Here is a 23,352-nt window from a genome sequence, read left to right as displayed (position 1 = left end):
ACGTATGGGACTTTTATCAAAAAAAGATGCCAAATTAATAACCGATCCTTTAGCGGATAACAACCCAATTACTATTCAGGTACTAGGTATTTGTTCTGCTTTGGCAATTACAGCAGAGTTGAAAGCTTCTATTGTAATGGCTATTTCGGTAATGTTCGTATTGGGCGTTGGTAACGTTGTTATTTCTTTAATGCGTAACATCATACCATCAAAAATTAGAATTATCGTTCAACTTACAGTGGTTGCAGCACTTGTAATTATTGTTGATCAGGTTTTAAAAGCATTTGCTTACGAACTGAGTAAAACACTTTCGGTTTTCGTTGGGTTAATTATTACTAACTGTATTATCATGGGGCGTTTTGAAGCATTTGCCTTAGGTAATGGCCCTTGGAAATCGTTTTTAGATGGAATAGGAAACTCATTAGGGTATGGTGTTATTCTTATCATCGTCGGTTTCTTTAGAGAGCTTTTGGGGTCAGGTACGTTGTTAGGATTTAAAGTGTTGGGAGACCCTATCGAGAAAACGGGAGTATATGCTATAGGGTATGAAAACAACGGATTTATGTTGTTGTCTCCAATGGCATTGATTGTAGTTGGAATCATTATTTGGGTACAGCGTAGTAAAAATGAAGCACTAATAGAAGATCATTAATAATTCAGAATTCTGAATTCATAATTAAGATATATGGAACATATAGAATTATTTTTCAAATCAATATTCATAGATAATATGGTATTTGCCACATTCTTAGGAATGTGTTCTTACCTAGCGGTATCTAAAAAAGTAAGTACCGCAGTGGGTCTAGGTGCAGCCGTAATATTTGTATTGGCTGTTACCGTACCTATAAACTGGTTGTTAGATCAATATATTTTGCAGCCAGGAGCTTTAAAATGGTTGGGTGCAGAGTATGTCGATTACGACTTAAGTTTCCTGTCGTTTATTATGTTTATTGCAACTATTGCAACCATGGTGCAATTGGTAGAAATTGTGGTAGAGAAGTTTTCTCCGTCATTATATAACTCTTTAGGTATATTCTTGCCACTTATTGCCGTAAACTGTGCGATTCTTGGTGGTTCATTATTCATGCAGTCAAGAGAAATTCAAACTATAGGATTGGCATTCAACTACGGTGTTTCTTCTGGTATTGGTTGGTTCTTGGCTATTTTAGCTATTGCTGCCATTCGTGAAAAAATCCGTTATTCAAATGTTCCTGCACCGTTGAGAGGTTTAGGAATTACGTTTATCATTACAGGTTTAATGGCGATTGGTTTTATGAGTTTTGGTGGTATGCTAACTGGCGGTGACGATGAGGGCAAAGAATCAGCCGAAGCGGCAAAAGTGGAGCAAGTAAAAGAACAGGAAGACAACAAATTAGCTGAAAACACGACTACAATAAACGAGTAATATGATATTAGCAGCAGGTACATTAGGAACAATTTTAGCAACCGTAGCGGCCTTTTTAGTAGTAACCCTACTATTGGTGGGTTTGTTATTATTCGTAAAGCAAAAACTATCGCCATCTGGTCCAGTTACTATAAAAATTAATGGAGAAAAAGAAATAGAAGTAGGCTCGGGAGGCTCTCTTTTATCAACTTTAGGAAACCAAAAAATCTTTTTGCCATCGGCTTGTGGTGGAGGTGGTACGTGTATTCAGTGTGAATGTCACGTATTAGAAGGTGGAGGAGAAGCGCTTCCAACGGAGACTCCTCACTTCACGCGAAAGGAGTTACAACATGGTGCACGTTTGGCTTGTCAAGTAAAAGTGAAACAGGACATGGAAATTACCATTCCTGAAGAAGTTTTCGGTATTAAAAAATGGGAAGCCGAGGTAGTTCGTAACTACAACGTTGCATCGTTTATTAAAGAATTTGTAGTACGTATTCCAGAAGATATGAATTACAAAGCAGGTGGGTATATTCAAATTGAAATTCCACAATGCGAAATAAAGTATGCCGACATAGATATTACAGCGCATCCAGAAGAGCACGAAAGACCAGATAAATTTCAGGAAGAATGGGATAAGTTTGGGCTTTGGCCTTTAGTAATGAAAAATGATGAGGTTGTTGAAAGAGCATATTCCATGGCTTCTTACCCAGCAGAAGGTCGTGATATTATGTTGAATGTACGTATTGCAACGCCGCCATGGGATCGTAGTAAAAATGGCTGGATGGATGTAAATCCAGGTATAGCTTCATCTTATATTTTCTCAAGAAAACAAGGGGATAAGGTAACCATTTCAGGGCCTTATGGAGAGTTCTTTATTAACGAGAGTGATTCCGAAATGCTTTATGTTGGAGGTGGTGCCGGTATGGCGCCAATGCGTTCTCACTTATACCACTTATTTAAAACCTTAGAAACGGGTAGAACAGTGACTTATTGGTACGGTGGACGTTCTAAGCGTGAGTTGTTCTATTTGGAACATTTCTATCAGTTAGAGCGTAAGTTCCCTAACTTTAAATTTTACTTAGCATTATCAGAACCTTTACCAGAAGATAACTGGAAAGTGAAAAAGGATGTTCACGATGAAGAAGGTGATGGTTTTGTAGGCTTCATTCATAACTGTGTTATCGACAATTATTTAAGCAAACATGATACGCCTGAAGATATCGAATTGTACTTCTGCGGACCTCCATTAATGAATAAGGCGGTTCAGAAGATGGGTGAAGATTTCGGTATCCCAGACGAGAACATTAGATTTGATGATTTTGGAGGGTAAGCATCAAAAGAGTTTTATACAAAAAGACCAACACAGACCTGTTGGTTTTTTTGTATTTAGTTATATGTAGTTATCAATACTTCTGTCTTCCCGAATTTGGCCTATATGATAATGAGAAACAATTTTTTCAATTAAATTATCCTTAAAATAGTACCATTCGCTCACATCTAAAGCTAAGTTTTCGCCTTGTTTGGCACTGTACCTCACACAAGCCTTATCAAATTCATAAATAGCATCATTAATTTGAAACGTATAGCCTAGAAACTTATCCTGGTTTTGTTTTACCAAATCCATGTATGCTTTTTTACCAACTATGGTTCCAAATGGACTGGTGTGTTTAAATGACTCGCAAATGGGTAGATTAAGAAAATCTCCTTTGTTCCACTTTTCAAACCATTGTTCTACAATTATTTTGCTTTCCATACCTGCCTTTTGAAATTAGATAGGAATGTTTAATGGCTTATTTTCATATTCAAATAGACTTGTATAGCCTAAGACGTTGGGTATATTATCCAGCTTACATAAAAACTTTACAACAGCACACAAGCCTTCAAATAAAACTTGATTGTCCGTTGGGTTTTTAGGTTTATTGTTTTTATGATGAAAGGGTAATTCAAAACCACAAGCTTTTAAAAAAGTAGCTTCAATTTTTAATAACTCCAATGGGGAGTAACCGTTAAAAGTCCTTCCGAGATTTTGATGGACGCTGCCTACATAATTTAATTTTGTGGAACCATGATTATCAGATAAATGCTTCCAGCTATCCGTATTGTCCAAAATATTTCCAACGGCACATTGTTTACAACATTCGGGGTTTAAAGTTCCTGAATAAAAAGCATTGTAAAGTTTTTTTATGGCGTTTTCGAAACGATTAGTGGTTTCCATACCTTTTCTTTCTACTAAATATAATAAAAAAACTCCAATAGACTAAATACTAGCTGTTTAAAATATGAGTGGTAATACAAACTGAAACATTAAAATAAGTAGCACCACAGCTATTAAATTGAGCACAATTCCAACCCGTGCCATTTGATTAACTTTTACATAGCCACTGGCAAAAACAATAGCATTGGGAGGTGTGGCCATAGGCAGCATAAAGGCGCAACTACTCGCAATGGTTACCGGAATCAGCAAATACAAAATTGGTATTTCTAGCCCAATGGCAATACCAGCAACAACAGGAGCTAACACAGCGGTTAAAGCCACATTGCTCATAAGTTCGGTCATAAACAGCATTAAGGTGATAAGTAATGACGCCATGACTAAAATGCTGATATTACTATTTGAAATGACATTTGCCACCACATCAACTATACCGCTTGCAGACATACCTTTTGCCAAAGCCAAGCCACCACCAAACAAAATTAGAATGCCCCAGGCTAATCTTTGAGTATCATTCCAATGCAAAACAAAATCACCTTTCGCTAAATTAAAAGGAACAGCAAATAAGGCAATAGCACCCAGAATACTTATCATGGTGTCTGAAAGGGCCAAACTGGGAATCAATGAATTGATAAGGCTTCTAAATATCCACAAAAACACAATAACACCAAATATGGTTAAGACATGTTTTTCCTTTTTAGAAGTTTTGCCCAGTTTTATTATTTCCATTTCAATGAAGTCTTTCGAAGCATTAAATTCCAAATCTCTATTTGGAAACATCCATTTTACCAAAACAAAATAAATAATTGCGATTAAAATAATGGAGAGGGGCAAACCCATTATCATCCATTTTAAAAAAGATATCTGTATTTGATATTCGTTTTCCAATAAACCAATTAAAACGGAGTTTGGTGGCGTTCCAATAACAGTTGCGATGCCTCCAGCATTTGCAGAAAAAGCAATACCCAACATAACACTCTTAGCAAAATTCTTATCGTTTTTGGTAAATCCATTGGCATCGTTTATCAATAGCTTAATAACCGACATGGCAATGGGCAGCATAACCACAGTACTGGCTGTATTGCTAATCCACATACTCATAAAACCTGTGGCAATCATAAACCCCAAAACCACTTTATTGGGCGATGTGCCTGTCCATTTTATAATATTAAGAGCAATGCGTATATGTAGGTTTACTTTTTCTAAAGCAAGTGCTAACACAAAACCTCCAAAGAAAAGGAACACAATAGGACTGCCGTAATTTGCTCCAACATCTGCCATCGGCATTACTTTAAAAAGAGGAAAAATTAAAAGAGGAAGTAGCGATGTAACAGATATGGAAACAGCTTCTGTAATCCACCAAAAAATCATCCAAAGTGCCAATGCGATTACTGTATTGGCCTTATGCGAAATAATTTCGGGAGTTATAAATTGAACGATTATAAATAATAGCGGACCAAGAAAAAGTCCAATTGTTTTTGAGGCAGGATGTTTGGCCATGACTTATGCTTAAAAGGATTTTTATGATTTGAAATTCACCACATAAAAATTAATAATTACTTTTTTGAAGGTCTAATTAGTGAGTTCGTTCTAAGCATAGTTTTTTTACATATATCCTTAGCTAAATGAAAGATACAATTATTTCATGTTGCACCAAGTACAGAACTACCAAACTGTTTATTATATTGTATTTGCCTAATTTAATCGAATAAATGGGAATGATTACTGAGTACTTATAGTTTTGCTTGTTTCGATTTAATGAAATGATTTAAAAATGTCATCACCTCATTAAGATTTTATATTTTTGTTTTATGGGCAGACCACTTACTGAACAGGAATTGCATAACCTTGCTATGAACCATGTGGGCAAAGATTTAGAACAACGTGGCTTTGAGTTTATAGCAGTTAATAGCAAACTGAAAAAGCATCCACAATTTGTTTGCATCGACAAAAAAAAGCAATACTATTTTGTAATTGTTAGAGCAGTTATTTTGCCTGATAACCCGAACAATTATGATGTTGTATGGATGGAGACCTTTAAAAAACACGCTCGCGAAAAGGAAGCCAAAGTACTCTATGCAGGTGTTGGTATTGGTAGTTTACAAGGAGAAAAAACACCGATTTACTTGAATGAAGAATATTTGATGGAATATAATGGTATTCAGGTGGTTGAAACCAATTTAAATTAAATGAAAACCCATAATAGGCACTTAAGTTTAATAGATGAAAAAAATATTTGTCCTTCTCTTTGTTTTCCTAATTTTTTCGTGCGAACCTGAGATAAGAAATACCCATCTCGTTGGGTCTGTTTTCGGAACTTCATATTCTGTAATTTATGATTCTGAGATCGATTATCAAAAGCAGTTCGATAGTTTGTTTTATGTTATAAACCGTTCGATGTCTACTTATCAGGTCAATTCAGATATTTCTAAATTAAATAGAAACGAAGCGACTTTGATTGATGACCATTTTATTAAAGTATTTGAAGCTTCTAAAGAAATTCATAATGCAACCAATGGTGCTTTTGATCCTACAATAGGAGCCGTTGTAAACGCTTGGGATTTTGGTCCAGAAGAAAAAATAGCCAACCTCGATAGCTTAAAAATAGATAGCCTCATGGTTTTTGTTGGTTTTGATAAAGTAGAGCGAGTTAAAAATAATATATCAAAACCCAAAGGTGCGTTTATAGATTTTAATGCCATTGCAAAAGGTTACGGCGTAGATGTTATCGCGGAATTTTTAGAAAACCAGAAGATTGAAAACTTTTTAGTTGAAATTGGGGGAGAAATTAGAGTAAAAGGTTTAAACGTAGATAAAGGCAGTCCATGGAAAGTAGGGGTAGAGCAGCCTCATTTTGATGGAACACGATCGCTTTTAAAGGCAATTGCTCTAAAAGATGCGTCTATGGCCACCTCGGGTACATATAGAAAGTTTAAAGTAGATGAAAAAGGCAATCGTTACGCACACATTATTGATACAAAGACAGGATACCCAAGTAAAACCAACTTATTGAGCATTTCGGTAATTGCTGATAATTGTATGGTAGCCGATGCCTATGCCACGGCATTCAAGGCCATGGGTATTGAAAAGGTAAAAACATTTTTAAAAATCCATTCGGAATTAAGAGTGTTTTTAATTTTTGAAAACGATAAAAAGGAGTTTGAAACTTTGTCTTTAAACGGATTTCCTGAAGATTAACTTTTATAAACCACAGGTAATATTTCACCTTTGGCCAAGCAGTATTTTTCTATTGCTTCCGCGGAAAGGTTTGTGGTATAATCCACTTCTTCAACTTTAAAACCAGCAGAACGAAGTTTATCAAAATAATCACGGCCATATACTCGGACATGATCGTATTGTCCAAAAATTTTGGCCCGCTCTTTTTTGTCTGTAATACTATCGTCTTCAAAAGTTTTTTCTCTATTTAAATCCTGTGGGATTTGAAAAATGCCCATCCCACCAGATTTCATAACACGGTAAAGTTCCTGCATGGCTTTGGCGTCATCAGGAATATGTTCCAAAACATGATTACAAAGAATTACATCAAAACTACCATTTTCAAATGGGAGATTGCAAATATCAGCTTTTACGTCTGCCAAAGGCGAATTTAAATCTGTAGTCACATAATCTAAATGCTCCATTTTTTTAAAGCGTTTAAAAAATGATTGTTCGGGCGCAAAATGAAGTACCCGAAGTGGTGATTTTTTTTTGGGGTCTTCTGAAAAAAAGTTAGTTTCAGTCTTAAGATATAGCCATAACAATCTATGGCGTTCTAAACTTAAAGTTGACGGTGATAATACATTGTTACGCTGAGTGCCGTAGCCATATGGCAAAAAACTTTTAAATCTTTTCCCGTCAATAGGATCGGTATATGTATTGCCTTTAAGAAAGAACGCTAAAACCGGACGTACAATGTAACTCATCCGAATTAAAAGAGGTCTAGGGAATAAATTTAATATGAATTTGAAGATTTTTTTCATTAAAACCTTAAAGCACTAATGCCTCACGACGAAATTCATTTTCTTCATCGCTTTCTATGCCCAGAGCTTCATAAACATATGCAAAAGTTGAAAGAAGTTCTGGTTTTCCGTCAATAAGGGCAACATCATGTTCAAAATGTGCTGAAGGTTTGCCGTCTCGCGTGGTGATGGTCCATCCGTCGCTATGCTGAGCAATGCGTTGCGTACCCATATTAATCATAGGCTCTATGGCAACAACCATGCCCTCAATAAATTTCTTGCCTCGGCCTCGTTTGCCGTAGTTAGGCATTTCGGGGTCTTCATGCATTTTGCTTCCTAAACCATGACCAACCAGTTCTCTAACTACACCATAGCCATGGTCTTCGCAGTACTTTTGAATGGCATAGCCAACATCACCAACACGGTTGTTCGCTTTAAATTCGCGAATGCCGACGTATAAAGATTCTTTTGTTACTTCAAGTAGTTTTTCAGTTTCAGGAGCTATTTCACCGACAGGAAAGGTGTAAGCGTGATCACCATAAAATCCATTTTTTAAAGCACCACAGTCAATAGAAATAATGTCGCCTTCAACTAAAGGGTTGTTATTTGGTATACCATGAACCACTTGCGAGTTAGGACTCATGCAAAGTGTGTTCGGAAAATCATATAAGCCCAGAAAACCAGGAACGGCACCATGGTCTCTTATGCAGGTTTCGGCAATTTTATCTAGTTCTAATGTGGTTACACCAGGTTTTATTTCTTTTGCGAGTTCACCCAATGTTTTTGATACAATTAGAGCACTTTCGCGCATCAATTCAATTTCTTCTCTAGTTTTTACAATAATCATAACTATCAATTATAGGAGTGCAAAGATACTCAAAAACTTAAATGTCTTTTAATTTGAAATTATAGGGGATTTTAATTAATTGAATAACCCGAAAAAACCTTTCTTTTTTTCTTTTAAAGTAGGTGCTGAATTGTCTGTTAGCATATGATATACTTCCCCCCAGCCAGGAAAGCCAGCAATGTTTCTATCGTCGATAAACAAATCAGCATTAATTTTTCTACTAATATCGTCGGAGTAATTCTCCTCAGGAAAACTTTTGTTTACGGCATAAAACTCAATACCGTTTTCTTCACAAAACTTTACAGCTTCCGCCAATTGGTCACCACATCTGTAAGTCCATAAAATTAGTCGGTGTCCATCTTCTTGCAGCTTTTTCAATGTTTCAAAGGCAAACAAAACGGGTTTTCCGATTTTTGGGTAGGCATCTTCAACTATGGTACCATCAAAATCAACAGCAATAATTAGGGTGTCATTAAAATTCATTTAAACTGAAGGCATTAATTTTGCAAAGTTACACCTTTTATGTTTACACCAATGGATGTTGTGTCATTGCCTTTGGTTGCTCAATACCCATGAGTTTTAATATGGTTGGTGCCACATCACCCAAAATACCATCTTTGATTTCCTTTAATTCATTATCGATTAAAATAACAGGAACGGGATTTGTAGTATGAGCCGTGTTTGGCGATCCATCCGGGTTTATCATGGTCTCACAGTTACCGTGGTCGGCAATTAATAATGTGCTATATCCGTTTTCTAATCCTGTGGTGATAATATCTTTTGCACAGGCATCAACCGCTTCACATGCATTTATGGCAGCCTCCATAACTCCGGTATGACCTACCATATCACCGTTTGCAAAGTTTAGGCAAACAAAATCTGCTTCACCTTTTTCAAGTTCAGGAACCAATGCGTCACGTAGCTCATAAGCACTCATTTCTGGTTGCAGATCGTAGGTAGCTACTTTTGGAGAATTTTTAAGTATGCGCGATTCTCCTTCAAAAGGCTCTTCTTGGCCACCAGAAAAGAAAAACGTAACGTGTGGGTATTTTTCGGTTTCGGCAATTCGGATTTGTTTTTTGCCTTTTTTGGAGAGCACTTCACCAATGGTTTCGGTAATATTGTCTTTGTTGAATATAACTTTTATGCCTTTAAAATGATCACTATAATTGGTGATTGTTACATAATACAAGTTAAGTTTTTTGGTGTCGTATTCTGGAAAGTCCTTTTGAAATAACATTTCTGTTAGCTCACGGCCTCTATCGGTTCTGAAATTATAAAATATAATAACATCATCATTTTTAACTGTTACAACAGGTTCGTTGCTACTATCGGTAAGTATTAAAGGCTTTATGAATTCATCGGTAACATCGTTATCATAGTTGGCTTGAATGGATGCTGTTGCATTTTGAGTTTTAGTCCCAGTTGCCTTAGCAATAGCATCATAAGCAAGTTTTACGCGTTCCCATCTTTTATCGCGATCCATGGCATAATATCGTCCTGTAATAGTCGCCAATTTTGTTTGGGTGCCTTCAATATATTTTTCTAAATCTTCAACATAGCCCTTCCCCGATTTTGGGTCTACATCGCGCCCATCGGTAAAAGCATGGACATAAGAATTTACTCCTGCTTTATTTGCTGCATCTATAAACCCTTTTAAGTGATTGGTATGAGCATGTACTCCTCCATTACTTAATAAACCTAAAAAGTGCACATTTTTATTGTTTTCTGAGGCATATTTTAGTGCGTAAATAAGCACTTTTTCGTTCTTTAAAGTATCTTTTTCGATAGCCAGATTAATTTTTGCCAAATCTTGATAGACAATGCGCCCTGCTCCCAAATTCATATGACCCACTTCACTGTTTCCCATTTGTCCTTTTGGCAATCCAACGTGTTCCCCGTCGGTGCGCAAAGTAGCGTGGGGGTATTTAGTATATAAAGAATCGATAAATGGCGTATTGGCGTGGTCTATGGCAGAAACTTTTGGGTCTGGAGAATTCCCCCAGCCATCAAGTATCATTAAGATAACTTTTTTGTTCATTTTTTGTTAAAATTTTAAGATTGAGCAAAGATAGCGAAGTTTGTTAGAAAAAGAGGAAAAAGACCTCTTAAAAGCTAGCGTTTTTAAGGGTTTTGACATTTTTTTAAAAAAGATTGGTTTCCGTTAATGTTATACTAATTAAACGTTAAAAATACGTTATAAAACTTTTTTTGTGTAACAGTATCAAAATAAAGTCGTCTCTTTAGTATATCAAAAAACGTAATCAATTAATCAAATTAAAATCTTTCATCATGAAAAAAACAATCATTATTTCCGCAATCGCATTATGCTTTTCTGTAGTATCAGCAAATGCAAACACAGAAAATTTAAAGGTAAATTACACTGTAGAATCTTATTTTAAAGTGAACACGTTTTGTGTTTCTATCGCTAAGGGTGATTTAGAAACGGTTCAGAAACTTATTGCTAGAGGAGCCGACGTAAATGCTAAATCTAATGGCATGACGCCTTTAATGTATGCCGCAAAATTTAACAGAACTGAAATTTTGAAATTGCTTATCATGCACGGCGCCGATTTAAAAGCCAGAAGTGATAAGAAGAAAACAGCTTTAAAATATGCTGAGTTACATGGAGCAACGGATGCGGCAGAAATCATCAAAAAAGCTTTGGCAGAGGTCAAAGCCAAAAAAAGAAAATAATTTATAGATAATTATTTTGAGTTAGTCACTCCAAAAAAGCCCTATTTGGGCTTTTTTTTATTGGTTTTTGTATTTTTCGATGGCTTCTTGTATTTTTTCAATTCGATTATCGGGATCGGGATGCGTGCTTTTAAATTCAGGAACTCGGTTTGGGCCAGCCGCTGTTTTTAATATTTCCATTACACCAATCATTTCCTGGGGGTTATATCCGGATTTAATCATAAATTTAACCCCTAAATCATCGCTTTCTAGTTCGTCATCTCTTCCATTGGTTAAAAGTGTGTTTTGGCCAATACCACTAACTAACCCTCCCATATCTGCGCCAACCGCTCCCGCGGTGGTTAACCCTTGCCAATATTCGCTCTCCGCGATACGCTCTGCACTGTGTCTGCCTAAAACATGACCTATTTCGTGCCCTAGTACACCGGCTAACTGGTCTTCATTGTCTAATTTAGAAAATAAAGCAAATGTTATAAATATTTGACCACCAGGAAGTGCAAAGGCATTTATGGTGTTGGGATCGTTAAGAAGATGGAACTCGTACTTGTAAGGTGTTTTTCTGGCAATACTGCTGTTTACTAATTTATTGCCAACATTGTCTACCAGAGATTGATATTGCTTATTGGGGTGCAGTCCGCCATGTTGTTGCGCCATTTGCGGAGCACTTTGCAAGCCAATGGCTATTTCGTTGTCTGGTGTCATCGAAATGGTTTGGGTTCTGCCGGTGTATGGGTTTACTTCCTGTTGACTACATTTTTTAAAAATAAAAAATAAGGCAATTGCCACTCCAATTATCAACCTTAACTTTAGATTTCCTCCTCTCATTTTGAAATGATTTACTGTTCTTAAAATTACAAAATTTCAGTTTATAGATTAAGACTCTTTTTTATTTTGTAGTCACAAGTTTAAAGTGATTTGTACATCACAAAGTGCAGGCCAATATCTTTAATATTGAATGGGTCACCTATAATTTGATATCCGTTTTTAGCATAAAAATTGATAGCAACCTCGCGGGCATTGCACCAAATGAGATTTACATTTTTTAATTTAAGCATCTGTTCACCTTGCTTTAAAATGTCACGCCCCAGACCATGTTTTTGGTAGTTTTTCAAAATGGCCATACCGCGCAGTTGATATTGCGAACTTATTGTAAATAATGAATTATTATTTTTAAAAAATGAGCTTACACCGACAAGTTTTTCCTCTGAAAAAATGCCCAAATGATATGTGGTTTCTAAGTTGTCGCCTTCAAAAAAACAAGTTTCAATAGGTTGACCTGTCCTTAAAATGGGCTGTCTGATTTCGTAAGTTTTATTTGCGGTGATTTGTTTTATATTGTAATTCATTGTGTTAAGGCAGAAAAATATGAAGAGATTTTTAAACTTAAAAAGACTTATAGTTAGATAGAGTTTTTTAGTGAAAAAAGATGCGTTTTTTCCTTGTGAAAGAATAAACAGTTTATATATTTGCAGCCAAATTAAGGCGGGAGTAGCTCAGTTGGTAGAGCGTCAGCCTTCCAAGCTGAATGTCGCCGGTTCGAACCCGGTCTCCCGCTCAGAAAGCTTCACTAGAAATAGTGAGGCTTTTTTATTTTAAATAGCTTAAATCTGTTTCGGTATTTACTTCGTAAGGTGTTTTGTTATATTCAAATATTCTGGCCGATAAACTTCCTTTTAAGGTAACAGTGTTATTTTTTACTCTTAGCCAGCTACCTTCCCTTAAACCTATAACAGGAGGCGTATTGTAAGCATGGAACTCTTTGATTCTTGTTTCGCGAGTTTCGCCCATATGTTTGCTAGAATTATCGGGGTCTAGGTAGTGCGGATTAATGTTGAAAGGTACTAGCCCTAAGACATTAAAACTTGGTGGGTATACAATAGGCATGTCGTTGGTGGTTTTTACTGTAAGCCCGCAAATGTTGCTGCCAGCGCTAGTTCCTAGATATGGAGTGCCGGAGTTTACGGCTTCTTTTATAGGGTTTATTAAGTCGTTTTTATATAGTTGATACGTTAAAACGAAGGTGTTGCCGCCCCCAACAAATAAAGCATGTGCGTTCTTGACGGCCTCAACAGGGTTTTTAAATTCATGAATGCCCTTTACGTTCTTTCCTATTTTAGAAAACCCGTTTTTGGCCACTTGGGTATATTCGTTATGCGAGATTCCTCCTGGGCGGGCATAGGGAATAAAAACGATTTCAGAAGTATTTTTAAATAATATTTCAAGTTCGGGCATTATATATTCTAAATAACCGCTTCCATGTACTGTAGATGTGCTTGCAATAATTATATTCTTCATAAAAATGGTTTAATGTAAAGCTAGTTAAAAAATGAAATTTCGTCATAATTTAAGCCGCTATTCTTTAAATTTTGAAAATAAAGTGGTATTTTCAAAAGAAAAAACATGAACAGACTTATATTCTTATTGGCCGTTTTAATTTCATCATCAGCAATTTCGCAAACCGTAAATCGAATTACGGTTTCTGGACAAATAATTGTTGAAGGTAGCGATTTAGCTGGTATTACTGTTTTTAATGCTTCATCGAATACTGGTACGATAACCGATGAAAACGGAGCTTTTTCTCTTAAAGTAGCTTTGAATGATCAGATTGAAGTTAGTGCGCTGCAATACCAAAATTTTAGTTTTAAGATAAATGAAGATATCATTGAGTCGAAAAAGATGAAACTTTTCCTGATAGAAGAGATAAATAAACTTGACGAGGTAATTGTGCTAACAAAAGGGTTAACGGGTAATTTAGATACCGATATGGACCGATCTAAGCCTTTTAAGCCCAAGTTGGACGCTCTTTATTTTGGTGTAAAACATAGTGCTGAATACGAATTTAAAAAAGATTATAAAACCGAGGCAGAGAATGTTGCCATGAACACAGAGGGAATTGAAGTTGTAAATGGGTTGAATATAGTGAATGTTGTTGACCAATTGTTGTTGCCTTTATTTAGGGCTAAAGTTAAGGACAAGAAGAAGGTGCAAGTGCCTGAAGTACCCATCGAATCAATTAAATATTATTTTGGTTCAGAATTTTTGACGAATAATTTTAATATTCCAAAGCATCGTGTAGAGGATTTTATTCAATTTGTGCAAGCTGATGGCTTTGATTTTTCACTACTTAATTACGGAAAGGAAATGGAGTTTTTAGAATTGTTGCACCAAAGAAGCCAGGAGTTTTTAAAGTCTAAGAGCTAATCATAAACATGTCTCTAAAAAATTAAAAGCAATTTGTCTTTTTTTGATGAAAGTTTTTTGCGATTTAAACGCCTTATCACAAATAAATTAGATTATTGGCAAATCTTCCTTTGGATAAAATACACATAGTACCAAGAATACCTAAGCTTGATTGAATATTTTTGGAATACTTTTTGAAAGCATTACATTCGCATAAACAAAATTTGAATGAAACTTGTTAAAATATTAGTTGTAGCTTTTGCATTGTCGTGTTTTGCATTCTCCTCAGTTCACGATTATTATATAAGTCTCACACAAGTGGAGTATGTAGACCAAACCCAATCAGTACAAATTATTTCCAGATTGTTTGTTGATGATTTTGAAAGTGCATTGCGCACCCGCTATAATAAGGCCTTAACATTTGGTGGGGAAAATGAAACAGAAAACCTCGATGAGTACATTGAGCAATACCTAAAGGATAATTTGACTTTTAAAATTAATGGAAAAAAAGCGGACTTTATTTATATAGGCAAGGAATACGATATCGATATTATAAAGTGCTATCTTGAAATTGAGGATGTTAAAAGCATAGATGCTTTTGAGGTAACCAACCGGATTTTATTCGATTTAATTCAAGAGCAGCAAAATATTATAAAAACTAAAATAAATTCTCAGCAAAAAAGTGTAATTCTTATTCCTCAAAAGGATACCGCCGTGTTAAAGTTTAATTAAAATAAACTAAGTCTTTCTGTAATTTATTAGTTTTGATCAATTTCTATGATAATTCCTTAAAAAAAGTAGCTAAAATCAAACTTTTATTAAATAAAACACAAAAAATGAGAATGAAAAAGATAGCCTATTTCTGTTTAGCATTTATTTTTATTTCGTTTACCGTCAAAGCTCAGGAACAAGTTGGTGTAGCGGTAAAAAAAGGACATACAAATACCAATAAATTTAAGCAGTTGTATGACGAATTTTCTACGCCCAACATGTTTAGATCTGCTTCAGGAGCCCCTGGTCCTGCATATTATCAACAACAGGCTGATTACGAAATGGATATTGTCTTAGATGATAAAAATGCTAAAATATCGGGCTATGAAACCATTACATATACCAACAATTCTCCAGATGAACTTAACTATTTATGGGTACAATTAGAACAAAATAAAAGAGCGAAAGACTCTAAATCACCTTTAATAGAAACTAGTGGTGTTGCACCAGTTATGCTTCCAAATGCATTTACTTCAGAATTTATGAGGGAGCCACTAGATCGTGGTTTTAACATTTTACAGGTTACCGATACAAGTGGTAAACCGCTTCCACATATGATTAATAGAACGATGATGCGGGTGGAGCTGGCAGAACCTTTGAAAACAGGAGGTAAATTTTCGTTTTCTATTAAATGGTGGTACAATATTAACAATCATGTTGAAGAAGCAGAACCTATTAATGGGAGTGGTCGTTCAGGATATGAGTATTTCTCAAAAGATGGAAATAGAGCCTATGTGATTGCCCAGTTTTTTCCACGAATGGCAGTTTACAGCGATGTGGAAGGTTGGCAAAATTCACAGTTTTGGGGACGAGATGAGTTCGCTTTACCTTTTGGGGATTATGAGGTGAACATTACAGTGCCAGCCGATCATATTTTGGACGGAACAGGTGTGCTGACCAACAGAAAAGAAGTGTATTCAAAAACCATGTTACAGCGATACGAAGCTGCCAAAAAATCTTTTGACAAACCCGTTTTAATAGTAAATCAAGCTGAAGCTGAGGCTGCAGAAAAAGGGTTTTCTGAGAAAACAAAAACTTGGAAGCTTAAGGCTGAAAACGTACGTGATTTTGGTTTTGCAACTTCAAGAAAATTTATTTTGGATATGATGGCCGTCAAAATTGGAGGTAAAGATATTATGGCTGTTTCTATGTACCCTAAAGAAGGAAATCCACTTTGGGAAGAATGGTCGACCCGCGCGGTAGCCAGCACGCTTGAATCTTATTCAAGAATGACTTTTGACTATCGCTACCACAAAGCCATTTCGGTTCACGCCAAACAACAGGGTATGGAATACCCCATGATTTGTTGGAACTATGGTCGCCCAAACCCTGATGGTACATATAGTGATCGTGTAAAGTATGGCATGATGGGTGTTATTATCCATGAAGTCGGGCATAACTTTTTCCCCATGATTGTTAATAGTGACGAGCGCCAATGGACCTGGATGGACGAAGGTCTAAACACGTTTGTTCAGTATGTGGCCGAGCAAGATTTTGGCGAAAAATACCCAACAGCCTTATCTCCTAATGACCAACATTTTCCGTCCGATCGCGGGCCTGCAAAAATGATTGTTCCTTATATGGGAGGTGATCAGTCTTTTATCGATCCAATAATGACTAAGGGGCTTAACCTGGACTTATACCAATTTGGAAACAATGCCTATGGAAAGCCAGCAACAGCTTTAAATATTTTAAGAGAAACCGTTATGGGGCGTGACCTTTTCGACTATGCATTTAAAGAATATGCCAATCGATGGAAGTTTAAGCACCCCACACCAGAAGATTTTTTCAGAACTATGGAAGATGCTTCAGCTTTTGATTTAGATTGGTTTTGGAGGGGTTGGTTTTATACTACCGATTGGGTGGATATTGGCGTAAAAGATGTAAAAAAATATTATGTATCTGAAGAACCCAATGCTTATATGAGAGATTTAATGGAGGAAAGAGGTATAAAAAGGAGCCAATTAAGGCCATTGGTGTTTTTAGTTGAAGAGGGAAGTGAAGATTTTAAGGAAAAGATGAAAAAGGGGTCGTTATTGGAAAACTCTAAGCCTTTGCAAGAGTACATTATGGATAACTTTTCGCCACAAGAACGTCAAAAAATAAAGGAGCCCAAGTACTTTTATAATGTGACTTTTGAAAAGCCGGGAGGCCTGGTTATGCCTATTATAGTTAAATATACTTATGAAGATGGCACCTCAAAAGAAGAAACCTATCCTGCTCAAATATGGAGGTTTGATGATAATGAGGTAAGTAAAGCAATTGCATCAGACAAGGCCATTGTAGGTATAGAAATTGATCCTAATGAAGAAACGGCCGATATTGATACATCCAATAACTCGTGGCCACGAAAAGAACAGCAAAGCGATTTTGATCAATTTAAAGAAAAGATTAAAGGATAAGAAAGTAATTTTATTTGAAAGCCGATTTTTTTTAGAATCGGCTTTTTTTTATTCTCACAAAACAACTTAGTATATTTGCACAGTGATACAACAAGCAATATTTCTATTTATAAGCGGTGCAGAAATAGCATTTATACTATTTATTGCTATTATGGTTTTTGGTGCAGATAAGTTGCCCGAAATAGCTCGTGGTTTGGGAAAAGGCATGCGAACGCTTAAAGATGCTACCAACGATATAAAGCACGAAATCACTAAAACTGCTGAAAAAAACGGTATTGATACGAGCATAACCCAAGATGTGAAAAAGGAATTAGATCAGGTAAAAGACGATCTGGAGGATTTTACGGGTTCAATTAAACGGAAGTTTTAGGCGTTTATCTTTTTGTCGATATCCTTTTTATCTATTGCCCAGTTCTTTTTGGACTTTAGTGAAAATTCAGGTTTCATTTTGATTACCCCTCCCCTTCCGAGTCCGGAATCTATGATCTAATTAAAAAAAACTTACCCTATCGATTGTTTTCTTTATTCTGCCTACTTACGTTTGGTAAAGAAGAATGATACGATATCATAGAAATTGATGATATCAATGCCTGAGCTATTCTTTTTTATGATAATGGTGAAATGCTAAAACCCTTCAAACGATTTGCCAAAGCAAGTATATTAACAGATTCTTTTCGTGACCATTATGGATGTGCTTTAGCAAATTATAGTTTGGGCAACATTTGTGGTTTAATGAAGAATTATAATTCTGCTTAAGAAAGACGCTTGCAAGCCATAAATGCTTCCTTAATTGAATTTCCTAAATTTTTCTGCTAATAGTTAACCCATCTCTAATTGGTAAAATCACGGTTTCAACTCGTGAATCTTCTTTTAAAAGTTTATTATATTCAATTAGGGCAGGGGTTGAGGTGTCCTCTTTTTTAAAGGTAGTTTCTAGTATTTTTCCGCTCCACAAAACATTATCAGATAGAATAATGCCACCAGTATTTAATTTATTTAATATAATTTCAAAGTAACTTGCATAATTTTCTTTATCGGCATCTATAAAAACCAAATCGTATGTTTTATTTAAACGAGGAATAATGTCGAGTGCGTTGCCCAAATGCTGAACAATGCGTTGCCCAAATTCAGATTTATCAAAATATTTTCTTTGAAAATCATACAACTCCTCGTTGATGTCAATGGTATCTAAAGTGCCTTCTTTTTGCATGCCTTCAGCTAGGCAAAGTGCAGAATAACCAGTATAGGTTCCGATTTCTAAAATGTTTTTAGGGTGGGTTAGTTTAGAAATTATACTCAATACCCGACCTTGGTAATGACCGCTAAGCATACGTGGTTGCAAAATCTTTTGGCAGGTTTCTCTATTTAACTGTTTCAATAACTCAGGTTCATCTTCCGAGTGGTTTACAACATATTGGTCTATATCTTCTGGTATAAAATGCATTAGCGTAATATTCTATCAATTAATTTTTGTTTGGAACTGGCGTTATCTCCACACAGCCATTGAATAACGTTGTCTTCCCAAATGGCATCTTGTTCATCCTCTGTTATTATATGTCGCTCTTTGGCTAAATCTAAAATTTTACCAGGATAGGATGATTGTTGGGTGCTTTCCATTTCACCCAATGGGTAAGGGTCGTCCAAGCCCATAATAACTTGCTTCGCACCATGATTCTTAATCAATAAATCTAAACCGCCAGTGTCATGGACTAAGGTGTCAAAAAAGATATTTTTATGTCCTACGGCCTTTCTGGGGTGGTGCTTACCTTCAAAAAGATCTGGCCTACCGTCAAACCCTTGTATGCGTCTTCCTAAATTAATTTGTGCCAATTGTCCGCCATGGGCAAAACAGGTCCTCATGTTAGGGTATTTTTCTTGATAACCATTTAAGGTTAGAAAGTGATAAGCATCGGCACATTGGGCCAACATCCAAATTAAATGGAAACGCCATGATGTATTTTCAAGCTTAATGAATTTTTCGCCATCGTAGGGATGGATTTCAACGGCTAAATTGTATTTATTAGCTAACTCGAAAATAGGTTCGTTTTCTTCATCAAAAATACAGCGCCATGTACCAATGGTATCCATATAATGAGTTGGTAAGCATAGAAGTTGCATGCCGTGGGTTTCAACGCAACGTTCAATTTCCCAACATGCACTTCTAACAAAACCAGGGTGAACAACAAACCCGCATGTAAATTTAGTTGGGTTATTATGTTGAATTCTGGCATTAAAATCGTTTTGAAAACGTAATGCCTTTTTCATTTCCTCAACCCGTAAACCATTACCGTATAATTGCGAAAGGTTTAACACTACAGCATGGTCTATTTTGTAACGATCCATCCATTCTAGTTTTTCGGTCAAGAAAAAACTAGAGTCTGTGACGGGTCGGCTCCAATCTTTTTGGAGCATAAACTTACGTTCTTTGTCAACCCAAAAAATACCTTTCTCCTGCATGTATTTGGGTATTTCTTCAGGATAGGGTAGTAAGTGCGAATGACCGTTTATGCGAAGTTTCCTTTTTTTCATTTTCTTTCTGAATATATTTTCAGAATTTTTGTAATTACAGTTATAATCGAGATAATTGATAACCTTTTCATTGAAGATCCATTCTTATTTAACCCTAACTTTTTTCGGTGGCTGCATCACTTCACCACAATTGGGACAAGTGCGTTGATTTAAGTTTCCATAATATTTGTCGAATATTTTTGGCATATCGGTTTCAATATTACCTAAGGTAAAATCTTCTTCATAGAGTTTGGTTGTGCAATTTTCACAAAACCAGAGCAAGGCATCTTTCATGCCTTCAAGGCGCTTATACTCAATAACCAACCCCACGGTGTTCGCTCCTCGTTGGGGAGAATGCGGTACTTTAGGTGGTAGTAAATAAATATCACCTTGCTTGATATGAACATCTTTTGGGGTGCCATTGTCTATTATTTTTAAAACGATATCACCTTCAACTTGATAGAAAAACTCCGGGGTTTCATTGTAATGATAATCTTTTCGATTATTTGGGCCCCCAACAACCATGACAATAAAGTCGGCATCTTTCCAAACCACTTTGTTGCCAACAGGTGGTTTTAAAAGGTGTCTGTTGTCTTCAATCCAATCCTTAAAATTTAATGGGGAAACTAGTTTGCTCATAATTCAAAAATTTACTTTATAAAGTTACAAACTTTTTGTGCGCCCACCATCAACAGGAATGTTAATACCGTTAATGTAGCCAGCTCCCCCACTGGCTAAAAAAGCAACGGCGTTAGCTGTTTCTTCAGGTTGTGCAAATCGTTTGGCTGGCGCATAGTTTTGCATGATTTCAGTCATTTTTTCAAAGGAGGTGTCCTCATTTGCAGCCTTAATCTTTATGATTTCATTCAATCTTTCGGTTTCTGTGAAACCAGGAAGAACATTGTTTACTGTAATTCCAAAAGCCGCTAACTCAATCGAAAGGGTTTTGCTCCAGTTACCTACGGCGCCGCGAATGGTATTGCTCACGCCTAAACCAGGTATGGGTTCTTTAACAGATGTTGAAATGATGTTGATGATTCTTCCATAACCCTCCTTTTTCATAAACGGAACGGTGGCTTGAGCCAAAATATGATTGCATTTTACATGCATGATAAAGGCATTATCAAATTCATCAAGGCTAGCTGTCAAGATTTCACCACCTCTTGGACCTCCTGTGTTATTGACAACAATATGGAAGCCATGGTTTTTCTCGATAAATTTAATGACTTGCTCCTGTAAATCTCTTGGATTTGCAAAATCGGCTACAATATAACTGTGGTTTCCGTTTTCAGGAAGTTCTGAGATGACTTCTTTTAACTTTTCTCTATTTCTTGCTACTAAAGTGATATTAACACCTTCGTTTGCTAGTGCAATTGCAGTTGCTTTTCCAATGCCCTGTGTGCTGCCGCAAACTAAGGCGTTTTTATTGTTTATTTTTAAATCCATATTTAAAAGTTAAATGGTCAAGAGGTAAGAATAATGATTTTAAACTTGTTCCTTGGTTATATTTTATTGGTTATTTTTAATACTTTATACATATATTTTTTGGTTCCGTAAAAAAACGCAATGTTTCGAACCCGCCTTCTCGTCCTATTCCAGAGGCTTTGGTGCCTCCAAAGGGAGTTCGCAGATCCCGTAACATCCAGGTGTTTACCCAGATAATACCGGATTGAATTTGACTACTCATTCGCATGGTGCGTTTTAAGTTGTTGGTCCAAATGGTTGCTGTGAGACCATATTTTGTTTGGTTGGCCAATTGAAGCGCTTCGTCTTCAGTATCAAATGGCATAAGGGTTACTACTGGGCCAAAAACTTCATCTTGGTTTATTTGACATGAGTTGGATTTTACTTCAATTATAGTGGGAGCCATATAGTATCCGTTTTCATAATCTTTTAAACTTACTTGGTGGCCTCCACAAAGAATTTTATCGTTATCTTTTTTGGCAATTTCAATATAACCCAAGACTTTTTCTAAATGTGGTTTTGAAACCAAAGGACCAATATCGGTGTTTTTATCGGATGGATGCCCTACTTTAAGTTGTTTTGCTTTCTTTATAAAATCAGTTTTGAACTTTTCATAAATTGAGGATTCAACAAAAATCCGACTGCCGCACAAACAAATCTGTCCTTGATTTAAAAACGACGATTTTACTGTGGTGTTAAGCATATCGCTGTAATCACAATCAGCAAAAATAATGTTTGGGTTTTTTCCGCCTAATTCTAAAGATAGTTTTTTAAACATGGGCGCGGCTATTCTGGCAATTTTAGCACCAGTTTCAGTGCCGCCCGTAAAGCTAATAGCTGTGATGTTTGGGTGCTCAACAATTGCTTTTCCTGTTTCTTGTCCGGTGCCATGAACAATATTCAAAACACCTTTAGGTAATCCCGCTTGATTACAAATGTTACCTAACAGATAAGCGGTCATAGGCGTAACCTCACTGGGCTTGGCTACCACGCAATTTCCAGCAGCAATGGCCGGAGCTATTTTCCAAGTAAATAGATATAGTGGAAGGTTCCAAGGTGAAATACATCCCACCACGCCAATAGGTTGTCTTAACGTATAGTTGATAGCATTTTGCCCTACTGTTTCATGACTTTCGCTTGCAAACTGTGTTATCGCATTGGCTAAAAACCTAAAATTATTGGCAGCTCTGGGAATATCAATGGCTTTGGCTAATGAAATGGGTTTGCCGTTGTCTTTGCTTTCGGCTTCGGCCAATTGCTGGATGTTTTCCTCTATTGATTCGGAAATCCTTAAAAGAACTCTACTTCGTTCCTCAAAGGACGTTTGCGACCAGTGGCTAAAGGCAGATTTAGCAGATTGGTAGGCTTTTTCAATATCTTCTGCTGAAGAATTCGGGATTTGCCCATAAACCTCCCCATTGGCGGGGCAATAATTGTCAATCCAATCATTCGATGTTGGATTAAAAAACGCGCCGTTTATGTAGTTTTGGATTTTCATTTTTTATAAGCTACCACTTTTATTTCAACCAACAAATCTGGGTGCGGTAGCTGATGTACGGCCACGGTTGTTCGAGTTGGACCGGTTTCGATATCGAAAAATTCGCTGTAGGCTTTATTGTAACCAGCAAAGTCGTTCATGTTTACCAAAAACGAGGTCACATCAACTATATCTTTTAAACTGGCTCCTTCCTTGCCTAAATTCCTTTCTATGTTTTTTAGAACTTCACGGGTTTGCAATTCGATATTGAGGTGTTTAGTGCCCATTTCGTCAATAATATCTACACCGGCAATGCTATTATCTGCCCTGCGTGAACTCGTACCCGAAACAAATATAAAATCACCAACACGTTTGGTGTGCGGGTATGCGCCTCGGGGTGTTACTTGGTCCTTGTTCATAATTTGAGCCCATCCTAGCCTTCCCAATG

26 protein-coding genes and 1 tRNA gene are annotated in these 23,352 nt (G+C 36.4%); 11 read left to right on the top strand and 16 right to left on the bottom strand.

The genetic code is table 11. From position 1 onward, the window contains the following. Positions 1-4: 4 nt before the first annotated feature. From ACIEHO_RS12855 to nqrF, 3 genes are read left to right on the top strand one after another with little or no spacing between them, the layout of a single operon-like run. Positions 5-652 (top strand): NADH:ubiquinone reductase (Na(+)-transporting) subunit D, encoded by a 648-nt coding sequence (locus tag ACIEHO_RS12855; protein WP_406972339.1) that lies wholly within the window; start codon positions 5-7, stop codon positions 650-652. Positions 653-685: 33 nt separating this feature from the next. After that, a complete protein-coding gene (gene nqrE / locus ACIEHO_RS12850) occupies positions 686-1,405 on the top strand; it encodes an NADH:ubiquinone reductase (Na(+)-transporting) subunit E (protein ID WP_406972337.1) in 720 nt (239 codons plus the stop codon). Between the two features lies 1 nt (position 1,406). Further along, positions 1,407-2,717: an NADH:ubiquinone reductase (Na(+)-transporting) subunit F gene (gene nqrF / locus ACIEHO_RS12845; RefSeq protein ID WP_406972335.1), complete on the top strand. Its 1,311-nt coding sequence runs from the start codon at positions 1,407-1,409 to the stop codon at positions 2,715-2,717. 60 nt (positions 2,718-2,777) lie between these two features. On the opposite strand, the gene ACIEHO_RS12840 is transcribed toward nqrF, so the two are convergent. The 3 genes from ACIEHO_RS12840 to ACIEHO_RS12830 are packed head-to-tail and all read right to left on the bottom strand — an operon-like array spanning position 2,778 to position 5,099. Beyond that, the gene (locus tag ACIEHO_RS12840; RefSeq protein WP_406972333.1) at positions 2,778-3,140 is read right to left on the bottom strand and encodes a nuclear transport factor 2 family protein; all 363 of its coding nucleotides are present in this window, start codon (positions 3,138-3,140) and stop codon (positions 2,778-2,780) included. Between the two features lie 15 nt (positions 3,141-3,155). Further along, positions 3,156-3,602, bottom strand: coding sequence for a Na(+)-translocating NADH-quinone reductase subunit F (locus ACIEHO_RS12835; RefSeq protein ID WP_406972331.1), 447 nt, complete (start codon positions 3,600-3,602; stop codon positions 3,156-3,158). 57 nt (positions 3,603-3,659) lie between these two features. Further along, positions 3,660-5,099 (bottom strand): SLC13 family permease, encoded by a 1,440-nt coding sequence (locus ACIEHO_RS12830; protein WP_406972329.1) that lies wholly within the window; start codon positions 5,097-5,099, stop codon positions 3,660-3,662. A 311-nt stretch (positions 5,100-5,410) separates the two neighbouring features. Between ACIEHO_RS12830 and ACIEHO_RS12825 the strand changes: the two genes are divergently transcribed. After that, entirely contained in the window at positions 5,411-5,788 is a 378-nt protein-coding gene (locus tag ACIEHO_RS12825; protein WP_406972327.1) for a Na(+)-translocating NADH-quinone reductase subunit F, read from the top strand. Between the two features lie 34 nt (positions 5,789-5,822). Then, the gene (locus ACIEHO_RS12820; protein WP_406972325.1) at positions 5,823-6,797 is read left to right on the top strand and encodes an FAD:protein FMN transferase; all 975 of its coding nucleotides are present in this window, start codon (positions 5,823-5,825) and stop codon (positions 6,795-6,797) included. Here the strand turns inward: ACIEHO_RS12820 and ACIEHO_RS12815 are convergent. From ACIEHO_RS12815 to gpmI, 4 genes are all read right to left on the bottom strand, one after another. After that, positions 6,794-7,579: a class I SAM-dependent methyltransferase gene (locus ACIEHO_RS12815; protein WP_406972323.1), complete on the bottom strand. Its 786-nt coding sequence runs from the start codon at positions 7,577-7,579 to the stop codon at positions 6,794-6,796. The two genes, ACIEHO_RS12820 and ACIEHO_RS12815, sit on opposite strands and share 4 nt — an antisense overlap. A gap of 7 nt (positions 7,580-7,586) precedes the next feature. Further along, positions 7,587-8,405, bottom strand: coding sequence for a type I methionyl aminopeptidase (gene map, locus ACIEHO_RS12810; RefSeq protein WP_406972321.1), 819 nt, complete (start codon positions 8,403-8,405; stop codon positions 7,587-7,589). Between the two features lie 75 nt (positions 8,406-8,480). Further along, entirely contained in the window at positions 8,481-8,888 is a 408-nt protein-coding gene (locus ACIEHO_RS12805; protein WP_406972319.1) for a BT0820 family HAD-type phosphatase, read from the bottom strand. Positions 8,889-8,931: 43 nt separating this feature from the next. Then, a complete protein-coding gene (gene gpmI / locus ACIEHO_RS12800) occupies positions 8,932-10,446 on the bottom strand; it encodes a 2,3-bisphosphoglycerate-independent phosphoglycerate mutase (RefSeq protein WP_406972317.1) in 1,515 nt (504 codons plus the stop codon). Positions 10,447-10,697: 251 nt separating this feature from the next. Here gpmI and ACIEHO_RS12795 point away from each other — a divergent pair, with 251 nt between their 5' ends. Next, a complete protein-coding gene (locus ACIEHO_RS12795; protein ID WP_406972315.1) occupies positions 10,698-11,102 on the top strand; it encodes an ankyrin repeat domain-containing protein in 405 nt (134 codons plus the stop codon). A gap of 57 nt (positions 11,103-11,159) precedes the next feature. Here the strand turns inward: ACIEHO_RS12795 and ACIEHO_RS12790 are convergent, their stop codons facing one another. Together ACIEHO_RS12790 and ACIEHO_RS12785 are read right to left on the bottom strand one after the other, a co-directional pair. Beyond that, positions 11,160-11,927 carry a M48 family metalloprotease gene (locus tag ACIEHO_RS12790; protein ID WP_406972313.1) on the bottom strand — a complete coding sequence of 256 codons (768 nt, stop codon included), beginning with the start codon at positions 11,925-11,927 and terminating at the stop codon, positions 11,160-11,162. A gap of 80 nt (positions 11,928-12,007) precedes the next feature. Next, positions 12,008-12,448 (bottom strand): GNAT family N-acetyltransferase, encoded by a 441-nt coding sequence (locus ACIEHO_RS12785; protein WP_406972311.1) that lies wholly within the window; start codon positions 12,446-12,448, stop codon positions 12,008-12,010. Positions 12,449-12,584: 136 nt separating this feature from the next. On the opposite strand from ACIEHO_RS12785, the gene ACIEHO_RS12780 reads away from it, so the two are divergent. Beyond that, positions 12,585-12,657, top strand: a tRNA-Gly gene (locus ACIEHO_RS12780). Between the two features lie 32 nt (positions 12,658-12,689). Here ACIEHO_RS12780 and pepE read toward each other — a convergent pair. Next, positions 12,690-13,397 (bottom strand): dipeptidase PepE, encoded by a 708-nt coding sequence (pepE, locus tag ACIEHO_RS12775; RefSeq protein WP_406972309.1) that lies wholly within the window; start codon positions 13,395-13,397, stop codon positions 12,690-12,692. A gap of 105 nt (positions 13,398-13,502) precedes the next feature. Here pepE and ACIEHO_RS12770 point away from each other — a divergent pair, with 105 nt between their 5' ends. The 4 genes from ACIEHO_RS12770 to ACIEHO_RS12755 all read left to right on the top strand — a co-directional run bounded on the left by ACIEHO_RS12770 (position 13,503) and on the right by ACIEHO_RS12755 (position 17,825). Beyond that, entirely contained in the window at positions 13,503-14,303 is an 801-nt protein-coding gene (locus tag ACIEHO_RS12770) for a carboxypeptidase-like regulatory domain-containing protein (RefSeq protein ID WP_406972307.1), read from the top strand. A gap of 207 nt (positions 14,304-14,510) precedes the next feature. Continuing rightward, positions 14,511-15,014, top strand: coding sequence for a DUF6702 family protein (locus ACIEHO_RS12765; RefSeq protein WP_406972305.1), 504 nt, complete (start codon positions 14,511-14,513; stop codon positions 15,012-15,014). A 110-nt stretch (positions 15,015-15,124) separates the two neighbouring features. Then, positions 15,125-17,455 carry a M1 family metallopeptidase gene (locus ACIEHO_RS12760; protein WP_406972303.1) on the top strand — a complete coding sequence of 777 codons (2,331 nt, stop codon included), beginning with the start codon at positions 15,125-15,127 and terminating at the stop codon, positions 17,453-17,455. Positions 17,456-17,537: 82 nt separating this feature from the next. Continuing rightward, complete coding sequence (locus ACIEHO_RS12755; protein WP_406972301.1) at positions 17,538-17,825, top strand: Sec-independent protein translocase subunit TatA/TatB; 288 nt, start codon at positions 17,538-17,540, stop codon at positions 17,823-17,825. A 429-nt stretch (positions 17,826-18,254) separates the two neighbouring features. On the opposite strand, the gene ACIEHO_RS12750 is transcribed toward ACIEHO_RS12755, so the two are convergent. From ACIEHO_RS12750 to ACIEHO_RS12725, 6 genes are all read right to left on the bottom strand, one after another. Next, positions 18,255-18,899, bottom strand: a complete 645-nt coding sequence (locus ACIEHO_RS12750; protein WP_406972299.1) for an O-methyltransferase — start codon at positions 18,897-18,899, stop codon at positions 18,255-18,257. Next, complete coding sequence (locus ACIEHO_RS12745; RefSeq protein WP_406972297.1) at positions 18,899-19,984, bottom strand: amidohydrolase family protein; 1,086 nt, start codon at positions 19,982-19,984, stop codon at positions 18,899-18,901. The genes ACIEHO_RS12750 and ACIEHO_RS12745 overlap by 1 nt, the downstream gene beginning before the upstream one ends. Positions 19,985-20,068: 84 nt before the next feature. After that, entirely contained in the window at positions 20,069-20,602 is a 534-nt protein-coding gene (locus tag ACIEHO_RS12740; RefSeq protein WP_406972295.1) for a 3-hydroxyanthranilate 3,4-dioxygenase, read from the bottom strand. Positions 20,603-20,626: 24 nt separating this feature from the next. Next, positions 20,627-21,409, bottom strand: a complete 783-nt coding sequence (locus ACIEHO_RS12735; RefSeq protein ID WP_406972293.1) for an SDR family oxidoreductase — start codon at positions 21,407-21,409, stop codon at positions 20,627-20,629. Between the two features lie 76 nt (positions 21,410-21,485). Then, complete coding sequence (locus ACIEHO_RS12730) at positions 21,486-22,925, bottom strand: aldehyde dehydrogenase (RefSeq protein WP_406972291.1); 1,440 nt, start codon at positions 22,923-22,925, stop codon at positions 21,486-21,488. Further along, a complete protein-coding gene (locus tag ACIEHO_RS12725; RefSeq protein ID WP_406972500.1) occupies positions 22,922-23,323 on the bottom strand; it encodes a RidA family protein in 402 nt (133 codons plus the stop codon). Before ACIEHO_RS12725 ends, ACIEHO_RS12730 begins: the two co-directional genes overlap by 4 nt. Positions 23,324-23,352: the final 29 nt, after the last annotated feature.

The sequence above is a fragment of the Flavisericum labens genome (assembly GCF_045446075.1).
In the GTDB taxonomy this organism is placed as follows: domain Bacteria; phylum Bacteroidota; class Bacteroidia; order Flavobacteriales; family Flavobacteriaceae; genus Flavisericum; species Flavisericum labens.
Note: the sequence above shows the minus strand (reverse complement) of the source record. Positions and strands in the feature narration are given on the sequence as shown.

Bases quoted from the DNA above. Each gene is read 5' to 3' on its own strand.
- ACIEHO_RS12770 (WP_406972307.1), top strand. From the start codon at position 13,503: ATGAACAGACTTATATTCTTATTGGCCGTTTTAATTTCATCATCAGCA.
- ACIEHO_RS12835 (WP_406972331.1), bottom strand. From the start codon at position 3,602: ATGGAAACCACTAATCGTTTCGAAAACGCCATAAAAAAACTTTACAAT.
- ACIEHO_RS12760 (WP_406972303.1), top strand. From the start codon at position 15,125: ATGAAAAAGATAGCCTATTTCTGTTTAGCATTTATTTTTATTTCGTTT.
- map (WP_406972321.1), bottom strand. From the start codon at position 8,405: ATGATTATTGTAAAAACTAGAGAAGAAATTGAATTGATGCGCGAAAGT.
- ACIEHO_RS12740 (WP_406972295.1), bottom strand. From the start codon at position 20,602: ATGAGCAAACTAGTTTCCCCATTAAATTTTAAGGATTGGATTGAAGAC.
- ACIEHO_RS12840 (WP_406972333.1), bottom strand. From the start codon at position 3,140: ATGGAAAGCAAAATAATTGTAGAACAATGGTTTGAAAAGTGGAACAAA.
- ACIEHO_RS12820 (WP_406972325.1), top strand. From the start codon at position 5,823: ATGAAAAAAATATTTGTCCTTCTCTTTGTTTTCCTAATTTTTTCGTGC.
- ACIEHO_RS12725 (WP_406972500.1), bottom strand. From the start codon at position 23,323: ATGAACAAGGACCAAGTAACACCCCGAGGCGCATACCCGCACACCAAA.
- ACIEHO_RS12805 (WP_406972319.1), bottom strand. From the start codon at position 8,888: ATGAATTTTAATGACACCCTAATTATTGCTGTTGATTTTGATGGTACC.
- ACIEHO_RS12815 (WP_406972323.1), bottom strand. From the start codon at position 7,579: ATGAAAAAAATCTTCAAATTCATATTAAATTTATTCCCTAGACCTCTT.
- ACIEHO_RS12730 (WP_406972291.1), bottom strand. From the start codon at position 22,925: ATGAAAATCCAAAACTACATAAACGGCGCGTTTTTTAATCCAACATCG.
- ACIEHO_RS12795 (WP_406972315.1), top strand. From the start codon at position 10,698: ATGAAAAAAACAATCATTATTTCCGCAATCGCATTATGCTTTTCTGTA.
- ACIEHO_RS12855 (WP_406972339.1), top strand. From the start codon at position 5: ATGGGACTTTTATCAAAAAAAGATGCCAAATTAATAACCGATCCTTTA.
- ACIEHO_RS12745 (WP_406972297.1), bottom strand. From the start codon at position 19,984: ATGAAAAAAAGGAAACTTCGCATAAACGGTCATTCGCACTTACTACCC.
- gpmI (WP_406972317.1), bottom strand. From the start codon at position 10,446: ATGAACAAAAAAGTTATCTTAATGATACTTGATGGCTGGGGGAATTCT.
- ACIEHO_RS12785 (WP_406972311.1), bottom strand. From the start codon at position 12,448: ATGAATTACAATATAAAACAAATCACCGCAAATAAAACTTACGAAATC.
- ACIEHO_RS12825 (WP_406972327.1), top strand. From the start codon at position 5,411: ATGGGCAGACCACTTACTGAACAGGAATTGCATAACCTTGCTATGAAC.
- ACIEHO_RS12750 (WP_406972299.1), bottom strand. From the start codon at position 18,899: ATGCATTTTATACCAGAAGATATAGACCAATATGTTGTAAACCACTCG.
- ACIEHO_RS12765 (WP_406972305.1), top strand. From the start codon at position 14,511: ATGAAACTTGTTAAAATATTAGTTGTAGCTTTTGCATTGTCGTGTTTT.
- nqrF (WP_406972335.1), top strand. From the start codon at position 1,407: ATGATATTAGCAGCAGGTACATTAGGAACAATTTTAGCAACCGTAGCG.
- pepE (WP_406972309.1), bottom strand. From the start codon at position 13,397: ATGAAGAATATAATTATTGCAAGCACATCTACAGTACATGGAAGCGGT.
- ACIEHO_RS12735 (WP_406972293.1), bottom strand. From the start codon at position 21,409: ATGGATTTAAAAATAAACAATAAAAACGCCTTAGTTTGCGGCAGCACA.
- ACIEHO_RS12830 (WP_406972329.1), bottom strand. From the start codon at position 5,099: ATGGCCAAACATCCTGCCTCAAAAACAATTGGACTTTTTCTTGGTCCG.
- nqrE (WP_406972337.1), top strand. From the start codon at position 686: ATGGAACATATAGAATTATTTTTCAAATCAATATTCATAGATAATATG.
- ACIEHO_RS12790 (WP_406972313.1), bottom strand. From the start codon at position 11,927: ATGAGAGGAGGAAATCTAAAGTTAAGGTTGATAATTGGAGTGGCAATT.